The organism is Desulfitobacterium sp. LBE, assembly GCF_007830365.1.
Lineage (GTDB): Bacteria > Bacillota > Desulfitobacteriia > Desulfitobacteriales > Desulfitobacteriaceae > Desulfitobacterium > Desulfitobacterium hafniense.
In genome coordinates, this window is sequence record NZ_VLKD01000001.1 from 5,429,521 (window position 1) to 5,447,808 (window position 18,288).

Consider the following 18,288-nt stretch of genomic DNA (forward strand, 5'->3'; position numbering starts at 1 on the left):
TTAATGCATAGTTTTGGCGAAAAAAGACCATATTGTTATTATCAATGATTAAGTTTAAAGGGGTGGATAGCTATGGGGAATCATCCCATTGAAGCTTTAATGAAAAGTGCTATGGAAAGTATTCAAGCCATGGTTGATGTGAATACGATTGTCGGCGACCCGGTAGAGTCCCCGGACGGTTCGGTAATTATCCCTGTTTCCCGGGTGTGCTGCGGATTTGCCGCAGGTGGGAGTGAGTTTGCACCTCCTGAAGGGGACCGGGACGAAGGAGATAAAAAAGATCAAGCGGCCGCTTTCCCCTTTGGCGGCGGCAGCGGTGCCGGGGTGTCGGTGCAGCCGGTAGGATTCCTGGTGGTGGGACACGGTCAGATACGCCTGTTGCCCATTGATCACAATGTGGTGATCGATCGTCTGTTTGATGAGATTCCGAATTTAATGGATAAGATATCTAATATGGTGAAGAAGGATAAACCCAGCGATCAGGTAACCAAGGAAGATATCATTATCGTGGGAGAACACTAAGGTAAGAATTGATTTTTAGTTGATCTGTGGTTCTGAAGTAAAACTTATTGGCAGGAATTAAAAAACGGTAAGGTGATTTAAGCCACCTTGCCGTTTTTTCGGCTGAGCTAAACCCAATAGGGTTGGGCCTGTTTAAAATCGGCGACGTTGTCGATTTTGAACAGGCCTTTTATGAAGTTGAATGAAATATGTGAAATTTAATGCTATAATTAATACCGACTGTTGGTAGGGATGGGAGGAAAGACCGTGATAGACGCACGAATCATCGTGGTGGACGAGAAACGGTTGTTCCGTGAAGGACTTTGCAGAATGTTGTATCAGCTTTCTTGGGTATCCTCTGTTGTTGGCTATAATACAGTCGAAGAAGGCATAAAGGCAATTCATCAATATGAAGCAAATTTGTATATAATGAACCCGTTTGTGGGAGGAGAGGCCCAATATGCTTTTGTCAAAGAAATCCGAGCCCATAAGCCAGGAATTAAAATTGTACTGCTTACGGATTTCGACGATGCGGACAGCATATTGGATGCTACTCAGCAACATATCAACGGGTATTTTTCCAAGTCAATGGCATTTGACAAATTCGAAGTGTATCTGCACGAAGTGATGGAAGGAAAGTATAGGCTAAGCGAAGCACTGGGTTCTCTGTTGTTTGAAAGGCTCGTGAAAAAGAACAGTGCAGATGATTTAACAGCTCGTGAAAAAGTTATCTATCAGATGATGCGCAAAGGATATACCAACAAAGAAATTGCCAAGCAGCTTTCCATCTCAACCAATACGGCGAGAAACCATGTCAGCAGCATTATGCACAAGCTCAATATTTCCAGCCGCTATCGAATCCCGGAGAGTCAGGAGGATTAAATACTGCAAATTCGGATAGATAGATTTTTTATAAACTGGAAGTAAATACATTATGGAGGTAAATACCATTATGATAGATCATCATTCTGTAGGAGAAGAATTCAATCTTTATCCAAAGACGGAAAAAGAAGCAATGGAGCAATGTATCATTGTCAATCGGATTCTGGCCAATGAGGGAATTCTGGATGTATTGGGACATATCAGTGTGCGCAATCCGGTTAAGGGAGATACCTTTTTTCAGGCCTGCCGCAGCTTTCCGGGAGATGTGACCAGAGATGATATTCTGGAAATTGATTTGGAAGGGAATATCGTTTCTGAAAAAAAGAAGTCATTGTACAGAGAAGTGGGCAGTCATGCGGTGATTTTTGCAGCCAGACCGGAGGTCAATGCCATTTGCCACAGTCACTGTGACGACTGGCTGCCTTATGTCTGCACGGATACGCCCATGCGCCCAATCATTCATGAGGCATGTATGTTTGTTGAGGGAATTCATACTATGAAACGGGAACAAGATTGGGAAAGCTGTATGCTGCAAAAGGAAGAGTATCCTAATCTGCTGGAAGCGCTGGGAAACCGGCGGGCAGTATTCATCAAAAATCACGGCGCAATTTTGGTTGATGATTCTCCGATCCATCTGGTGGCAGCTTGCATATTCCTCCGGAAAAACGCCATAGCATTTTACAAGTCGAGCTTGATCGGAGAACCGGTCTATATTGATGCCGAGGCGGCCTTAAGATCCGCTAAAGAAATTTTATTGGAAGGTGTCGCAGAGCGGATTTGGAAGTATTGCTTACAAAGAGTCAGACGCAATATGCCGGACTTATATTGGTGAGGATCCTGTTGCTTGGGTAAAATTAGGCTTTTGCCTGCAGGTTGAGACGTTTCTATGATGGGAACGTCTTTTTATTTTATCCTTTTGCTTATGATTAGTGATTTCGCACAAAGCAATGTGAAACGGTATGAATGTACTAGTTCATATAGTACGATTATACACTTACTGTACAATTGTCCGGTGAGTTTTAAGAAAATATAATAAGTTACAACAATAACAAACAATCAGGAGTTGGACAGGATGGAAGAAAAATAGCATGAAAAAGTAAGAAAGGAGTGCTTGTTCAACGCCGGCAGCCGGGTTAGCTGTTGCAACCGGCTGATCCCAATCTATTTTGTCATGACCAGCCAATGTTTTTCAAGGTGAAAATATCAATCAGAGAGGAAGTGCCCAGTATGCAGCTCAACCGTTACGCAAAAATTGTTTCTCCAACCAGCCACAAGGAATTTGACCGCCGCCATGGGGCAGTCCAGGCAAAGATGAAGGAAAAAGGAATCGAAGGGATTCTGCTTTATGGCAGCTATATCCGCCAGTGTGGTGCCATCCGCTATTTCGTTGACTTTCCAACCGGCGGCACCAATGGCTTATATGCTATTATGCCGGATGAAGGCGGTCTTGCCCTCTTTGGCCATGGCCATGTTAACAGTACGACGATTCCCAAGGAATTAGCCTACAGAGTGGATATTAACTTTGGCTACCCCTATGCGGGTATCGCCGGTTTTACCCTGCCTCATATTTTCGACGAAGTTGTCAAGTATGTAAAGAAGCGCAATATGAAGCGCATCGGCCTGTATCGTACGGGGATGCTTCCTTATGATTTTGTCAGGACGATTGCGGATAACATTCCCGGTGTTGAATTGGTACAGGTGGATGACATGCTGGATGAAATTATGGCTGTTAAGTCGGAAGAAGAACTGGAAATCTGCCGCTATGTCTGCAAGGTCCACGATCAGATTTATGCTGCGCTGCCTGTTTTGGTGCGCCCCGGCAAGAGAGAAAAAGATCTGACCAACGAAATCCAGAAGATTGCCACGGATCTGGATTGCGAAGGTCTGAATATTATGATCGGCGCCGGAAATCCCATGGCCCATCATCAGCATTACTTCTTTCAGAATAAAGTCATTCAGGAGAACGACTATATTGATCTGCTGGTTGAAGTCAGCGTTGCCGGCGGCTACTATGGTGAGCTGTCCAGGATGTGGTCCTTAAGTGAGCCGGATGAAGAAATGATCGAACTGAACAAACACTCCATGGAAGTTCAGGACATTCTGGCTGCAGCAGCCCGGCCGGGGGTTCCCGCTGCCAAGCTGATGGAGATCTTGCATGATTATCAGAAAGAACACGGCTATAAGCTGGAAGACAGATTTTTCGGTCATAGCCAGGGTCTCGACTTAACCCAGCGCCCCCTCTACGCTTATGATGAAAATATGCTGCTCCAGGAGAATATGTTCATTTCCATTCACCCAGCCATGGAAAACAGCCATATGTGGGCCTTCAATACGGATAATTACATCATCACCAAAGAGGGAGCTGTCCGTGTGAATCAGACACCGAGAGGCATTTTTCGAGTCTAATCTGAAAAGTCAATGGATTAATAAAGGAGGATATGTATGGTCACTTCTATTCCTTCCATATCATTACTTTTGGGTGCTTTTTTCGTGGCTGCTATTGTTATTGCCTTCGTAAAAAAGGTCAATATTGGTGTCCTCGGCCTGGCTTTTGCTGTCTTGTTGGGATTGTTGACAGACCTGAAGTGGAAGGATCTTCCGGGTGCATTCCCAACCACTGTGGTCCTGACGATTTTCTCCGTTACTCTGTTCTTTGGCTTCTTTGCTGAAAACGGTACGATTCAGTACCTGGCAAATAAGTTTCTATGGAAATTCCGCAATACTCCGAAGCTGATTCCCTTTGCCTTCTATCTTCTGGGTATCCTGCTGGCTGCCCTGGGCGGCTGCGATATGGTGGTATTCACTGCGGCGGTTGCATTTCCCGTTGGGAAGTCCATCGGCATGAAGGGTCAGCATGTCGGTGTCTGCGCTATGTTGGGTTCCATGGCCGGTTCCTTTCTGCCCTGGTCTCTCCATGGCTCTACGGCCAAGGCGATTATTGAGACCATGAACGATGGTAAGTGGGCGCATGTAGCCAACACCATCAGCTGGGGAACCTTCTTCTCAGCCTTTGCAATATATTTGGTCATTATCCTAATTTACTATTTTGTCTTTAAGGGCCACAAGCTGAGCGGCCAAGCGGAAATGGAAGAACCCGCAGCGGCCACTCTGATACAAAAAAAGAGCCTTGTGATCATCCTGGGTGCATTCTTCCTGATTGTTGTTGTGCCTGTTCTGACGAAAATGATTGGCGGTTCATTCCTGACCACAATCAACCGTTTCAGCAGCGTCGCTCCTGTTTGTATCGTTGGCGCAGTCGTCAATATGCTGATGAATATCGGGGATGACAAAGCTGTTTTGAAGAAAAGAATTCCCTGGAATACACTGGCTATGCTGTGGGGCATGGGCATCCTGCTTGGTTTGGGCGCTACGCTGGGTGTGAATAAGTACTTGGGCGAACTGGCTGAGCATATTCCGACCGGCATGGTTCTGGTTTCCTTCCTCCTGATTGCAGGCGGCCTGAGCCTGTTCTCCAGCTCCTTGAGCGTTGTTTACCCCTTGCTTCTGCCCATCGCCGGCGTCGTTGCTCCTAACCTTGGCCTTAATCCGGTGGCAATTATGGCTGCCATTATCATTGGCTCCGCAACGACGGCCATGAGCCCTCTGTCTACCGCAGGCGGCCTGCTGTTGTCCAGCTGCCCGGATGAGGTTTATGACAACAGTATGATGTTTAACAATATGTTTATCATGGCGGTTATCACCATGGCCTTGTTGGCTGTTGCAGGTGCCGTTGGTATGATTGGCCTGTGGGGGACCCTGCATCTGTAAAAAACATAGCGGACTGAAAATATTGGATGATGTCCCCGGTCATACCCGGCGGGACGGAAATGACTCCGCCCTGCCGGGTTACCGGCTGGGCAGGAAAGGCAGGAAAACTGTATGGCCCATACCGTTTATATCTCGGATGATTATGATCTGCAGGAGACCATGGATAATATCAGTGCCAGGCTGAGTGAACGCGGTATCCGTGTAATCCGCGGACCCAAGACCATTAAGGGGAAAAAGCTGGTCATTCCTCCGGAGGAATATGAAAAGTACTTCGCAGATGTGGAGGTAGCTTTGTTCAGTTCCCGTTCTGTCTGTCCGGCAGAACTGATCCGTTGCGCACGAAAACTGAAGGGTCTGGTCTGCCCGACCATCGGCACAGATAGTCTGGACATGAAGACAGCCAATGAACTGGGCATTATTGTCGGCAATGGGGCGTGTCCGGAAAATTATATCGGAATGGCTGAGGCCAATGTTCTGCTGACCCTGATGCTGATGTATAACCCGAACAAATCCATGGAAATTGTGCAGAAGAACCTGCTCAAGCCGGTGGAATCCCAGCACTGGGCCCGTTTGCTTTGGCAAAAGACGGTGGGTGTGATCGGCTTTGGCCGTATTGGCAGGGCCTATATTGAGCGGCTGAAAGGTTTTGATCTCCGTATTTTGGTATATGACCCCTATGTTAAGGCGGAAGCAATCCCAGCCTATGCTCAGATAACCGACCTGGACACCCTGCTGAGGGAAAGCGATCTGGTTAATGTGTTTCTGCCGGTCAACGAGGAGACACGGGACCTGGTCAATGATCAATTCCTGAGCAAGATGAAACCAACCGCCTACTTTATCAATACCTCCAGAGGCCAGATTGTTGATGAAGATGCCCTTTGCCGGGCTTTACGGGAAAAGCGGATTGCCGGGGCGGCTTTGGATACCTTTAAGGTAGAGCCCCTGCCTCTGGACAGTCCGCTCCGGGAATTCGGCAATCTGATTCTGACCCCCCATTTAATCGGTCACACCCTGGAAAATCAACTGGCCTTTGCCGATATAGGGGTAGAAAATATCACCAGGATTCTCAACGGTGAGCTGCCGCTGTACTGCGTCAATCCTCAGACGGAACAGCGGTGGCGCGAGCGCTTAGCCACGCTGGCCTGAGAACCAATAACAAAGGAAAGGAGCCGGTCTATGTATACCTTTGAACGGGATAAAATGCGGTTCCCGATCTCGGATGGGGAGCTTGAGCGCCGCTGGGCTTTGGTAAGGGCCGCCATGAAAGCAGAGAACGTGGATATTCTGGTCATGCAGAACGACCATCAATACCGCAGCGGCATGGTTCGCTATTTTACGGATATCGGCAGTCTGTCAAATCCGGTAACGGTCGTTTTTCCATACGATGATGAAATGACCCTGATCGTGAGATTCGCCACGAAATTCGTCATCTCTTAAGCGACCTGGGAAGCGAAGAGCAGCTGATCATGATTGGTTCTGCACCCCTAGGAGAAAGGGCCGGACATAACGGGCACTTTTTCCAGAACCGCAGGATAGAAAAAGGCGACCAGGTCTTTATTATGCTGGAACCCAATGGCCCGGGCGGCTATTGGACGGAACTCAGCAGAACCTGGGTGCTGGGCGAGCCGTCCAAAGATCTGCTGGATGTCTGGGCAGATGGCGTCAAAGCACAAGCTTATACAGCTTCTCTGCTTGTTCCGGGAAATACGGGCGCTTCTATTTATCAGAAATACAATGAGTATCTCACTGAACTGGGCTATGAAAAAGAGACCAGAATTCATGCCCATGGTCAGGGCTACGATTTGATGGAACGTCCCGGCATACGGGGAGAAGACCCCATGCCGATCCAACTGCATATGAACATTGCCATCCATCCTACGTTAGCCAGGAATGGTGCCTATATATCCGTTACCGATAATTTCCTGGTCACTGCAAATGGTCCGGAACGTCTGCATCAATTTCCCCAGGAAATTATGATCATCGACTGACGAGTCGTAGGGGTGTCAAACTGGGGACTATTTCTATCAAGGTAGTCCCATTCTTTTTAGCCCTTTACCCGTAAAAAGACAAGTCTCTACAGCAAGGCAGAAATACTAAAGCCCCTGTTGATCGATTCACATAGATGTGCCTGATATCTTGGAAGGTATCGCTGATTGAATATAAAAAGGAGGGCGGACCATGAGCAATTTGCAAGTGACGATGGCCTGTACATATCTTACGGTAACAGCTGTTCATCACCGGAAAAAAGCACTTCACCTTTGCCGTTCATAATAATGATATCCTCTTTGCGAAGAACTGCATGTTGTGTACCTGCCTCCGAAACCTCTTCCACAATTAAGTCCAGAATAGCGTTGAGCGTCTCTTCTTTCAGCCCTTGCTCCACAGCCAGAGTAATGGCGCAGGAAAGGATATCAGCAGCATCCCCACCTGGTTCAGTCCCTAAGTGAATACGTACCTTGTCACGGTCTGTTGCCATTTTATCAGCGATTAGCTCTTCCAGAAGGGTTTGTTTTTCAAGTATCCAACGTAAATCTTCTTCATTCATGCTCATAAAGGGAGGTATAACTTTACTTTGTCCATTGGGCAAAACTTCAGTCATTTCCACTTTAACCCCTGGTACTTTCGCCGGCTGTTTTAGTATAAAACCGACAGCAAGAAATAGAATAATGCACAGGATAGAAAGGATTACTTTTGTCGATTTCTTCATTGAACCGATATCGATGCCACAACTAAAAACTGTTTATTTTTTTTCATGCTAAACCCTCCCAATATCTTTATTCATCCTGTGAAAACCTATTTTATTTTATTATTCTGTAATTTCCCTTAAAAGTAAATATTAATAATATCGACTAAATTATACATTAATACTGATAATCCTCCCAAAGTCATACTACAAAGGAAAAGCTAGCCGTGTAGGTTGGCTTCAGGAGATTACGCCCGAGGGTACGTTGTGCAGCACATGTGAAAAACGGGACCTGTCCCTTTGATTCATCTTGATTCAAGGTCTAAATCCCTTCCTGACCACATAGATATGGACTTAGGGAGGGGAGGACATGGTCAATGCCATCTGGTTGTTTATGCTGGTTACGGGCATTATCGTGGCTGCCCTGAATGGGAGGATAGACACGGTCACAGAATCAGCGATGAAAGCGGCAGAATTGGGTGTGGAGACAGCTTTTGGCCTGATTGGAGTCATGAGCCTTTGGCTGGGACTCATGAAGCTGGCAGAGGAAGCAGGCTTTGTAAGAGCCTTAGCCCGTTTTTTTGGACCGGTGATTCGCCGGCTTTTTCCTACCATTAGGGAAGACAGCCCAGCCCTGGGGGCGATCATTTTAAACCTGAGCGCCAATGTTCTGGGATTGGGGAATGCTGCCACACCTTTTGGGCTGAAGGCCATGCAGGAGCTGCAAAAGGAGAACCCTAACCCGGATACGGCCAGCCCGGCTATGATCACCTTTCTTGCTTTAAATACCTCCTGTATTACCTTGATTCCGGCCACCATCATAGCAGTGCGGCTGAAGGCCCAATCGGTTCATCCCACGGAGATTATCGGTCCGACAATTTTTGCTACAGGGTGTGCCATGACGATCGCCATCCTGGTGGATTATCTGATTCGGCGGAGGTCAAGACCATGAGCTTTATTGCAGAAATCTCCCGTTGGGCCATTCCTTTGCTGCTTTTGTTTATCCCTTTAATTGCTTTTCTGCGCGGAGTACCTGTGTATGAATCTTTCGTCACAGGAGCGGAAGAGGGCTTTAAAACGGCCATCAAAATTCTGCCTTTTCTGGTGGGGATGCTGGTCTCCATCCGTATTTTTGTGGATTCAGGTGCCTTAGAGATTCTTGCCGGATTATTGCAGCCCATCTTTACGATCTTTGGCCTGGATTCCGATCTCACGGCGATTATACCTCTGGCGGTCATGCGCCCCCTAAGTGGTTCAGGAGCTTTGGGAGTGGCGACTCAATTGATCAATCAGTATGGACCGGACTCCTTCATTGGCCGTTTAGCCTCCACTCTGCAGGGGAGTACGGACACCACCTTTTTTGTCCTGACCGTCTATTTCGGTTCGGTAGGAATCAAAAAATACCGCTATGCTTTGAAGCTGGGCCTCATGGCGGATCTGATCGGGCTGATCGCTTCTCTGTGGATTGTCCATAGGATGTTTTATTAAAGCAGTTCATGAGCATACTAAGGAGGATAAGGAGGCCTTAGTATGCTTTTTGTTGTGTTGCCCGCTTACAATGAGGAGGCAGGTCTGCAACCGCTCCTTGATGATATAAGCAAGGCCTGTCAGGGGATTCCCCTGCAAATCATTGTCGTTAATGACGCCAGCACGGATCATACCCTGCAGATTGCCCGGGATTATGCCCTGAGCAACCCGGCGGTTCAGGTTCTGTCCCATACCCGGAACAAAGGGCTGGGGGGCAGCTTGATGACAGGGTTTAAGCACGTCTTTGCCCAGAGGAGAATGTTAGGGGAACAGTCCGGTGAATGGATAGGGCATGATGATGTTATCCTGACGATGGATGCCGATAATACTCATCCGGCGGAACGCATTCCGCTTATGGCGGAGCTGATTCAGCAAGGGGCGGATCTGGTCGTGGCCTCGCGCTATGCTCCCGGCGGCAAGCAATACGGTTTGAACCCACTGCGGCAGGTTCTCTCCTGGGGAGCAGGGCAAGTCATGACCGTGTTTTTTCCTGTGGAGGGACTGAGGGACTATTCCTGCGGGTACCGGGCTTATCGTGCTTCAGTCTTAGAGAGCGCTTACATAATCTATGGGGAAGAGCTCATTGAAAGTCGCAGCTTTGCCGGAATGGTGGAGCTTTTAGTGAAGGTAGCCAACTATTGTGGGGAGATTAGGGAGATTCCCTTCGACTTACATTATGAGAAGAAACAAGGAAAAAGCAAAATGAAAATCTTAGCCACGATTATGGGTTATTTTGCTTTAATCCTGCGCTTAAAGAAGGAAAAATGGGGTTGGGTGGAATGGGTAGGCGAGTAAATGGCATCTTAGTTCTTATTTTGATTTTGGGAGCGGTGCTGCGCTTAAAAGGAGTCACCAATCCCTATCTGGATGATCAGGGCTGGCGGCAGGCAGATACAGCAAGTATGGCTTTGAATATGCTGGGACATCTGGGGGATTTCCCTGATGTCCTTTTTCCTATGCTTAATTATGATGGAGCAGGCCCCCAGCCTGTGGAACTGGAGTTCCCATTCTTTCCCTACCTTCTGGCCTGGACTTGGACCTGGTTAGGCTGGCAGGATTTATGGGGGAGATTATGGGGAATTTGCTTCTCCCTGCTTACCATCGGCGGAATCTATCAATTTGGCAAGCTGGCTTTATCCGGGAGAGCAGGCTTATGGGCTGCAGCTTTTTATGCCTTCCTTCCTTTAACCACTTACTATGGCAGGGTAGTTATGCCGGAGCCTGTGGCTCAGGCCTTCAGCATCTGGGCTTTAGTCGCCATAGTGTCCTGGCGGAACAAGCCGACCCGGAGGCATTTGCTGGGGGCTTCAATTCTGATGGCGGGGGCGGTTTTGGCTAAGCTGCCTCAATTGATGATTTTTCCGGTGGCCTTGCTGCTGGGCTTTTATCCATTGCGGAGAAAGATCGGGAAACTGCCCGTCTACAGCTTTTTATCTTTAGTTCTTCCTATGCTATACTATAGCTGGGTTCATTTCGGGGCGGGGGAGGCCAGTCAATTTGTCTCGGGGATCCTGTCCCATCAGGTTATAGAAGGCTCCACAGGCTATGGGGAAATTCTTTATAAAAACTTAAAATCCGGATTGGGTTTGCCGCTGCTCTTGGCCTTAATGGGAATAGCCCTGATGATTCAAAAGAAAGCTTTCCAAAAAGAAGGGCATCTTGCTCTGCTGTTGTGGGCCGGGATCAGCAGTGTCTATCTGGTGGTCATCTGCCTGAGGATTCCTCTGGATTATTATCTGATTCCCTTAGCCTTGCCGATCGTGCTGTTGGCTGGATATGCCCTGGATGTCTGGGGCGGGGATAGGGAAGGGAATGGCGTTCCTGCTTTTGTGGTGGGAATAGTCTTGATTGGCTTGCTTTGGGTAAACCAAACCTTATATTATGGGTCGAAATATCAATGGAATGAGGAGCTTCTTACCCAGGCTCAGTGGCTTCGTCAACACACAGAAGCCGATAGTGTGTTGGTTTTAAGCGGTCCTCAGCCCATGACCTTATATTATTCCCAACGCTATGGCTATCGCCTAATCCGTGATGACTCACAAGCCTGGGAGGATTTGCAGGAGATGCCCGGGGATTATTTGGTTGCTCTTCCCGACTCCCGGGGGGAGGATTTTTGGCAGCGAGTAGAAAGTGCTTACGCTCAGGTCGGCCCCGGCGTATATCAATTGAACGGGAAATAATAAGCTTTTAGGAGCGATTGAATTTGAACAGAAATAATGAACGGGGTAGGCCAAGGCAGGAAGAACGCTTGCAAAAGGTCCTGGCCCAGGCCGGGATCGCTTCCCGCCGGCATGCTGAAGACATCATTGTCCAGGGGAGGGTTCAGGTCAACGGAGAAGTCATCCGGACCTTGGGAACTAAGGTCGTGTCCACGGATCGGATCGTCGTGGACGGCCGGCCCCTTTCCATTCCTCAGAATGACTATGCCTATTATCTATTGCACAAACCCACCGGGTATATCACCAGTGTTACCGATCCCCAAGGCAGAAAAACCGTGATGGAACTCATGCCAAAAATCCCCCGGAGAGTCTATCCGGTGGGCCGCTTGGATTATGATACCTCAGGACTGCTTCTTCTCACCAACGATGGGGATTTAGCCCACCGTTTAATGCATCCTTCCTATGGTGTGGAAAAGACCTACCGGGTAGAGGTGGGGGAGAAGATACCGGAACAAGCCTTAAAGCGTTTGGAAAAAGGAGTTCTTCTGGAAGATGGCAAAACAGCCCCAGCCCGTATCAGAGAAGTTTCTCCAAAGGGCCAGGGCTCTCTGCCAACCTATGAGATTACCATTCATGAGGGGCGGAATCGTCAGGTACGACGAATGTTTAAAGCCGTAGGTTTTCCATTAAGCACCTTAAAGCGGCTGCGTTTTGGCCCCTTGGAGTTGGACCCGTCTCTGGCACCGGGGGCATTCCGCACCCTGTCCAAAACAGAAATCCAATATTTGCGCCGGGCGGTAAAGCTTACTTAGCTCATGGGGCAGAAGCGCTAATGGGGCATATGCAAGGCGTGATCAAGGGACTTATTCCATTTTTCAATGTCCCGCCCGCCAAATTTTTGCAGGGCATTGGCCACAGAATTGACCTTTTCCTGCTCAGTGGTGATCAGAACAAGAAAATGCCCTGTTCTTACCTCATATTCATAATGACGGGCGCGCTCAGGACTGAGGCCATAGCTTAACAAAGCTTCCACTAAGCCTTGCCCATGGGGACGGTGGAGAAGGTCATTGGCCAGGGGGCCGGCTGCCACACATTCCCCCAGATTGGGAATATCCATAGGCGGAGCTTGAACCAACCAAGCGTTAAAACGGTCAAAATTAATTTCCGGCGGTACAAAAGCCAGCTCGTTGGCAATCTCTTCTTTGATATCACCTTGATGAAGATAACCGGCCCGGACAATAACCGAAATATTGCTGTTGGCTAAGGATTCCCCTTGGATTTCTTCTACAGCTTCTTTGGTTTGTTGGGGCCCTTTAAATACAGCAAGAATCGTTCTGCTCATTTTTATCCCCCTTCATGATTTTTGTTAGTATATCCATTGAACGGGACTTCATTCAGGGGATTCAACCCCCGCGGAAAGTCAGTCAGGTTAATTTAATGTAAACAGCGCGCTTCACACGAAGAGGAGAAGGAGAATGCGAAACCTTGCCGAATAAAGAGGTAAACTTGATAGTTCAAGAGCAGCGGATGGACACCATCAGGGGTTTAGGCGTTAGTATATTTATTAAAAGATTGATTAATAGAACATGACTAAGTGTGGCAGGGAGATGAAGAATGAAAATTCGTATTGGAAATGAAGTGCTGACAGAACATATCCGGGCCAGAATCCGTTTGGATTTTCGTGGAGAAGGGAAGAGCGGGCGTTTTATATTCGGAGGGAAAACCCAGGAAGAAATAGCTGAACAGGTCCGTGAGCAGGAAGTCGCCTTACTGAGAAATGTACCCATGCAGGGAATATTCCTTGAAGACATCGACGTGAGCCTTGATTTGTATACCGTCACTGAATCCGATGGCCGGCGCAAACGGGAGGTGGCTTACGCTCCTATTATCTTAACATTAAGGCTGGAGAACCTGGATGATCTGCTCCCTTTCACGATCAAACCGGAATTCCGTAAAATTGAATTTCTCAGCCCGGAGAACCTGCAGATTCACCGGCTGGATGTGGAACGGCTTTTCTTTCGGGTCAGCCAGTCTATCCAGGAGGAAGTTAAAAAAGCAGAATTGCGCTTTCAGTAAATTAAAACCCAGTTGAGGACTGGGTTTATTTTTTTGCTTATTTTGGCGACTGTGTATGATATTTTCTCAAGAATTGCTAATAATAACCTTTGTACATGGCTATTCAACAAGTATCTTAAAAAAGAAAGGTGGAATTTATACATGCCTTGGACTCAAAACTATTCTGCTTTGGGAGGAAGTATAGCCCTGACAGCTTTGGTTGTCTCCATCCCTATTTTCTTCCTCTTATGGGCACTGGCCATTAAACGTATGAAAGGACATATTGCGGGTATGTCGACCCTGCTCATTACCCTGGTCATTGTTGTCCTTGTCTACAAGATGCCGATCTCCATCGCTCTTTCAGCAAGCCTTTATGGAATTCTTTATGGGCTATGGCCGATTTCCTGGATCGTGGTTACCGCAGTGTTCTTATATAATTTAACCGTTGAGGCCGGCCAATTCGATGTCATTAAAGGCTCTATTTCCTCAATTTCCAATGACCGGCGGATCCAGGCTTTATTGGTGGCATTCTGTTTTGGGGCTTTTTTAGAAGGAGCTGCCGGGTTCGGTGCACCTGTGGCTATCTCAGCCTCGATTCTGATCGGTTTAGGCTTTAACCCACTTTATGCAGCAGGACTTTGCTTAATTGCCAACACGGCACCTGTTGCCTTTGGTGCCATTGGCGCACCAATTATCGCAGCGGGTGCAGTCACCGGCATGGGGGATTTTGTCATTTCCCAGGCTATAGGACGTCAACTTCCTTTCCTGTCGGTGATCATCCCTATCTATCTGGTGGTGCTTATGTCCGGTTGGAAAGGAGCCAAGGAAGTTCTTCCGGCAGCCCTTGTGGCAGGGATCACCTTCGCCGTTGCCCAGTGGTGGTCCTCTAACCATCTGGGTGCCTATTTGCCGGATATTATCTCTTCGTTGTTCTCCTTGATTGCCCTGACCCTGTTCCTGCGTGTATGGAAGCCCAAAAATAACTGGCGCTTCCCTCATGAAGAAGGTAAAGAGGATAACGTGGTTGCGCAAAGATTTACGACAGGGCAGATTATCAAAGCCTGGTCGCCTTTTGCTATACTCACTGTCTTGGTGGGAATTTGGGGAACCCCCGGGTTCAAGACCTGGGCTACCAATGCCGGGCTTTACGTCAATATAGCTCATTGGCCGGGATTGGATGGGCTGGTCTATAAGGCGGCTCCCATTGTCGCCAAGCCCACCGTCTATGCAGCAGCCTATAAATGGGATTGGTTTTCTGCCGCCGGGACAGCCATTTTAATCTCTGCCATCATCTCCATGTTCATTCTCGGGGTTAGCCCCGGAAGAGCCTGGAAGGTCTTTGTCAAGACACTTAAACAATTAACCTTTGCGATTATCAATATTGCTTCGGTTCTGGGGTTCGCCTACTTAGCCAACTATTCGGGGCTGTCCTATACCTTGGGTCTGCTCTTTGCTTCGACAGGTTCCCTGTTCCCCTTCCTGTCTCCTGTCTTGGGATGGCTGGCCGTGTTCCTCACCGGTTCGGATACCTCGGCCAACGCCTTGTTTGGTAAATTGCAGCAGGTCACCGCCGAGCAGATCGGGGTTAATCCGGTCCTGACTGTGGCGGCCAACAGCTCCGGCGGGGTTGTGGGCAAGATGATTTCACCCCAGTCCATTGCGGTGGCGGCAGCGGCCACATCTCTGGTGGGGAGGGAGTCAGAGCTGTTGCGGTTTACCCTCAAGCATTCCCTGATTCTACTGCTCGTCATATGTATTATGATTACTCTGCAGGCCTATGTGGTTCCGGGAATGATTCCGGTGATCACGGCAGGGCCGTAAAGGAAAATGTTATATATAATTAAACCAAGATTGTCTGAAGGGAAGGGGAGCCATCTCCTTCCTTTTCTATTGAGAACTTATTAAAGATTCCAAATTGAAATTCTATTCGACATAGTAAGTGAATTTATTCTCTTAGTTGCTTTTCTATTGCAAATGATGCGAATTTAACATACAATTACCCCTGGAGGTCAGACCAGAATCAAGTAAAATTCTTGGTCCGACCATTAAAATTGGCTTAGTTGGCCTGACCATACTATGATAGGAGGAATTAAACAGAAGATTATAAAAAATAAGAATATTTAAATCAAATTAACAAACGCACATTATTCTGAAAGGGGATTTAACTCATGCCATGGACACAGGATTACGCAGCACTTGGCGGTAGCCTTGGCTTAACTGCACTTGCTGTTTCAATTCCTATCGTATTTTTATTTTGGGCTTTAGCCGTAAAAGGTATGAAAGGGTATGTCGCAGGACTGATTACCCTTGCTATAAGCATTGTGGATGTTATTATTGTTTATAAAATGCCGGTGACTCTGGCTCTTTCTGCTACGGCATATGGTATGCTTTATGGACTCTGGCCTATTGCCTGGATCGTTATTACCGCCGTTTACTTATACAATTTGACGGTCGTGTCCGGTCAGTTTGACATTATTAAAAGTTCTATCGCTTCTATTTCCGATGACCGCCGTCTTCAGGCTCTTATTGTCGCCTTCTGTTTTGGAGCTTTTCTGGAGGGTGCCGCCGGCTTCGGTGCTCCTGTAGCTATTACCGGTGCACTGCTCATCGGTCTCGGTTTTGACCCCATCAAGGCAGCCGGACTTTGCCTGATTGCCAATACCGCTCCTGTGGCCTTCGGTGCCATCGGTGCGCCCATCATCACCGCAGGTGCAGTCACCGGCATGGGCGACTTTGTTATCTCCCAAGCCGTAGGCCGCCAGCTTCCTTTCCTCTCCGTCATCATTCCTCTCTACCTTGTTATTTTGATGGCCGGTTGGAAGTCTGCTAAAGAAGTTATGCCCGCTATTCTTGTCACCGGTGTATCCTTTGCGGTAGCCCAATGGTGGTCTGCCAACTATCTGGGTGCCTATCTCCCCGATATCATCTCTTCTTTGTTCTCCTTGGTGTGCACTACAGTCTTCCTGAGATTCTGGAAGCCTAAAACCGTATGGCGTTTCCCTCATGAGAGAGGTACCAAAGAACCTGAAATTAAGAAATACACCGGAGGTCAAATTGCCAAAGCATGGTCTCCTTTCGTTATTCTTACTGTCATGGTGACCATCTGGGGAACACCCTCTTTCAAAACCTTCATTCTTGATAAACTGCATCTTGTTCTGAAATTCAGCTGGCCCGGTCTTGACGGCCTGATCTATAAAGCAGCTCCCATCGTGGCTAAGCCTGCCGTCTATGAAGCCATCTTCAAATGGGATTTCCTGTCCGCCGGAGGTACGGCCATTCTCATCGCTGCTATTATCAGCACCATCATTTTAGGAATCAAACCCTCCACAGCGGTCAAAGTTTTCGGTGATACCCTGAAGCAATTGATGTATCCCGTTATCAATATTTCGGCAGTACTTGGCTTTGCCTACCTGGCCAACTACTCCGGCCTTTCCTATACCCTAGGATTATTCTTTGCTTCCACCGGTGCTTTCTTCCCTGTTCTTTCTCCAGTATTAGGTTGGTTAGGGGTATTCCTTACCGGTTCCGATACCTCGGCTAATGCTCTCTTTGGTAAACTGCAACAAGTTACCGCAGAGCAGCTGGGCATGAATCCTGTACTCACTGTGGCAGCTAACAGTTCCGGTGGTGTGGTAGGCAAAATGATCTCGCCTCAATCCATCGCCGTGGCCGCCGCCGCCACCACTTTAGTCGGCCGTGAGTCCGAGCTCTTCAAATTTACAGTGAAACACTCACTGGCTATGTTGGCAGCTGTCATTGTGATTATTTGTCTGCAAGCTTATGTGGTACCCGGCATGATCCCGGTTATTGCTGATGCCGCTGCCTTCCTCCATTAAGATTGAAGCATATATAGAGTGGACAACTTATTTCAAATAAGTTATATTAAAAATATTATGAATCAATAATGGGAAGTAGTTAAACTACTTCCCATCTCTTTCTATAGTGGAGGGTAGCATGGATTTAAAACCTATCAAAACGAAGAAAATATACGAGGAAATTATCGAGCAGATACGGGTATTGGTGGTTAAAGGGGATCTGAAACCGGGGGATCGCCTGCCATCGGAGCGGGATTTGGCGGTGCGTCTTAATGTCAGCCGTGCCTCTGTTCGCGAAGCCCTTAGTGCTTTGGAAATGATGGGGCTCTTGGAGATTCGCAGCGGCGAAGGAACCTATATTAAGAAAATCAATTTAGATTCGGTTGTGACACCTTTAACATGGGTGTTGAGCATGGAGAAAGACACCATTCTGGAACTGCTTGAAGTTCGCAAAATGCTGGAGGGCCAAACTGTAACTCTAGCTGCCAAGAGAGCGACTTCCGACGATCTGCGTGAGCTGGAAGGGGCGCTGAAGGCGATGCATGACGATGTGCAAACCGGTCAATTGGGAGAAGAAGCGGATCTGCGCTTTCATTATGCCGTAGCCAGAGCCAGCAAAAATAAGATCCTGGTCAGGCTGATGAATGCTATATCCGATACCATGCACCAGTCCTTAAAGGCCAGTCGGGTGCGCCTTTATGAAGAGCATGCCACACCGGAAATTTTATATAAGGAACATGTTCTCATCCTGGACGCTATTCAGATGAAAAATGATGAACAAGCCCGTCAGTATATGTTGGAGCATTTGGCGGGAGTTGAGAGACGGCTTATGAATTATTACTCCAGTAATAATGTGTAGGGAAATTAGCCGGCGGGTTTTATTTTAATTTAAATAATA

At 47.8% G+C, this 18,288-nt stretch carries 19 protein-coding genes; 17 read left to right on the forward strand and 2 right to left on the reverse strand.

Annotated features, from left to right (window positions below; all coding sequences use genetic code 11):
• Positions 1-72 precede the first annotated feature (72 nt).
• The 8 genes from ytfJ (at position 73) to DESLBE_RS25840 (ending at position 7,139) form a co-directional block, all read left to right on the forward strand.
• On the forward strand, positions 73-522 hold the full coding sequence (gene ytfJ / locus DESLBE_RS25805) for a GerW family sporulation protein (RefSeq protein WP_005811070.1): 450 nt from the start codon (positions 73-75) through the stop codon (positions 520-522).
• 246 nt (positions 523-768) lie between these two features.
• Positions 769-1,383, forward strand: a complete 615-nt coding sequence (locus tag DESLBE_RS25810; protein WP_172625502.1) for a response regulator transcription factor — start codon at positions 769-771, stop codon at positions 1,381-1,383.
• Positions 1,384-1,453: 70 nt separating this feature from the next.
• On the forward strand, positions 1,454-2,215 hold the full coding sequence (locus DESLBE_RS25815) for a class II aldolase/adducin family protein (RefSeq protein ID WP_172625503.1): 762 nt from the start codon (positions 1,454-1,456) through the stop codon (positions 2,213-2,215).
• A 395-nt stretch (positions 2,216-2,610) separates the two neighbouring features.
• Entirely contained in the window at positions 2,611-3,789 is a 1,179-nt protein-coding gene (locus tag DESLBE_RS25820) for a M24 family metallopeptidase (RefSeq protein WP_172625504.1), read from the forward strand.
• Between the two features lie 36 nt (positions 3,790-3,825).
• Positions 3,826-5,151 (forward strand): SLC13 family permease, encoded by a 1,326-nt coding sequence (locus tag DESLBE_RS25825; RefSeq protein ID WP_144678543.1) that lies wholly within the window; start codon positions 3,826-3,828, stop codon positions 5,149-5,151.
• A gap of 111 nt (positions 5,152-5,262) precedes the next feature.
• The gene (locus DESLBE_RS25830) at positions 5,263-6,297 is read left to right on the forward strand and encodes a 2-hydroxyacid dehydrogenase (RefSeq protein ID WP_144678544.1); all 1,035 of its coding nucleotides are present in this window, start codon (positions 5,263-5,265) and stop codon (positions 6,295-6,297) included.
• 30 nt (positions 6,298-6,327) lie between these two features.
• Positions 6,328-6,588, forward strand: a complete 261-nt coding sequence (locus DESLBE_RS25835) for a hypothetical protein (protein ID WP_144678545.1) — start codon at positions 6,328-6,330, stop codon at positions 6,586-6,588.
• Positions 6,589-6,617: 29 nt separating this feature from the next.
• Entirely contained in the window at positions 6,618-7,139 is a 522-nt protein-coding gene (locus DESLBE_RS25840) for a M24 family metallopeptidase (protein ID WP_348981679.1), read from the forward strand.
• Between the two features lie 227 nt (positions 7,140-7,366).
• On the opposite strand, the gene DESLBE_RS25845 is transcribed toward DESLBE_RS25840, so the two are convergent.
• A complete protein-coding gene (locus DESLBE_RS25845; RefSeq protein ID WP_144678547.1) occupies positions 7,367-7,858 on the reverse strand; it encodes a hypothetical protein in 492 nt (163 codons plus the stop codon).
• Positions 7,859-8,204: 346 nt separating this feature from the next.
• On the opposite strand from DESLBE_RS25845, the gene DESLBE_RS25850 reads away from it, so the two are divergent.
• The 5 genes from DESLBE_RS25850 to DESLBE_RS25870 are packed head-to-tail and all read left to right on the forward strand — an operon-like array spanning position 8,205 to position 12,332.
• Positions 8,205-8,786 (forward strand): nucleoside recognition domain-containing protein, encoded by a 582-nt coding sequence (locus tag DESLBE_RS25850; protein WP_005811072.1) that lies wholly within the window; start codon positions 8,205-8,207, stop codon positions 8,784-8,786.
• Complete coding sequence (locus DESLBE_RS25855; protein WP_018211274.1) at positions 8,783-9,322, forward strand: spore maturation protein; 540 nt, start codon at positions 8,783-8,785, stop codon at positions 9,320-9,322. Before DESLBE_RS25850 ends, DESLBE_RS25855 begins: the two co-directional genes overlap by 4 nt.
• A 42-nt stretch (positions 9,323-9,364) precedes the next feature.
• Positions 9,365-10,156: a glycosyltransferase family 2 protein gene (locus DESLBE_RS25860; protein ID WP_018211275.1), complete on the forward strand. Its 792-nt coding sequence runs from the start codon at positions 9,365-9,367 to the stop codon at positions 10,154-10,156.
• On the forward strand, positions 10,126-11,541 hold the full coding sequence (locus DESLBE_RS25865) for a glycosyltransferase family 39 protein (protein ID WP_144678548.1): 1,416 nt from the start codon (positions 10,126-10,128) through the stop codon (positions 11,539-11,541). The genes DESLBE_RS25860 and DESLBE_RS25865 overlap by 31 nt, the downstream gene beginning before the upstream one ends.
• Positions 11,542-11,558: 17 nt before the next feature.
• A complete protein-coding gene (locus DESLBE_RS25870) occupies positions 11,559-12,332 on the forward strand; it encodes a pseudouridine synthase (RefSeq protein WP_144678549.1) in 774 nt (257 codons plus the stop codon).
• A 17-nt stretch (positions 12,333-12,349) separates the two neighbouring features.
• On the opposite strand, the gene DESLBE_RS25875 is transcribed toward DESLBE_RS25870, so the two are convergent.
• On the reverse strand, positions 12,350-12,862 hold the full coding sequence (locus DESLBE_RS25875) for a hypothetical protein (protein ID WP_018306782.1): 513 nt from the start codon (positions 12,860-12,862) through the stop codon (positions 12,350-12,352).
• 272 nt (positions 12,863-13,134) lie between these two features.
• Between DESLBE_RS25875 and DESLBE_RS25880 the strand changes: the two genes are divergently transcribed.
• From DESLBE_RS25880 to DESLBE_RS25895, 4 genes are all read left to right on the forward strand, one after another.
• Positions 13,135-13,596, forward strand: coding sequence for a hypothetical protein (locus DESLBE_RS25880; protein WP_058491800.1), 462 nt, complete (start codon positions 13,135-13,137; stop codon positions 13,594-13,596).
• Positions 13,597-13,737: 141 nt separating this feature from the next.
• Positions 13,738-15,396: a lactate permease LctP family transporter gene (locus tag DESLBE_RS25885; protein ID WP_144678550.1), complete on the forward strand. Its 1,659-nt coding sequence runs from the start codon at positions 13,738-13,740 to the stop codon at positions 15,394-15,396.
• A gap of 347 nt (positions 15,397-15,743) precedes the next feature.
• Positions 15,744-17,411 carry a lactate permease LctP family transporter gene (locus DESLBE_RS25890; protein ID WP_018306783.1) on the forward strand — a complete coding sequence of 556 codons (1,668 nt, stop codon included), beginning with the start codon at positions 15,744-15,746 and terminating at the stop codon, positions 17,409-17,411.
• 118 nt (positions 17,412-17,529) lie between these two features.
• Positions 17,530-18,249: a FadR/GntR family transcriptional regulator gene (locus DESLBE_RS25895; protein WP_005811089.1), complete on the forward strand. Its 720-nt coding sequence runs from the start codon at positions 17,530-17,532 to the stop codon at positions 18,247-18,249.
• Positions 18,250-18,288 lie beyond the last annotated feature (39 nt).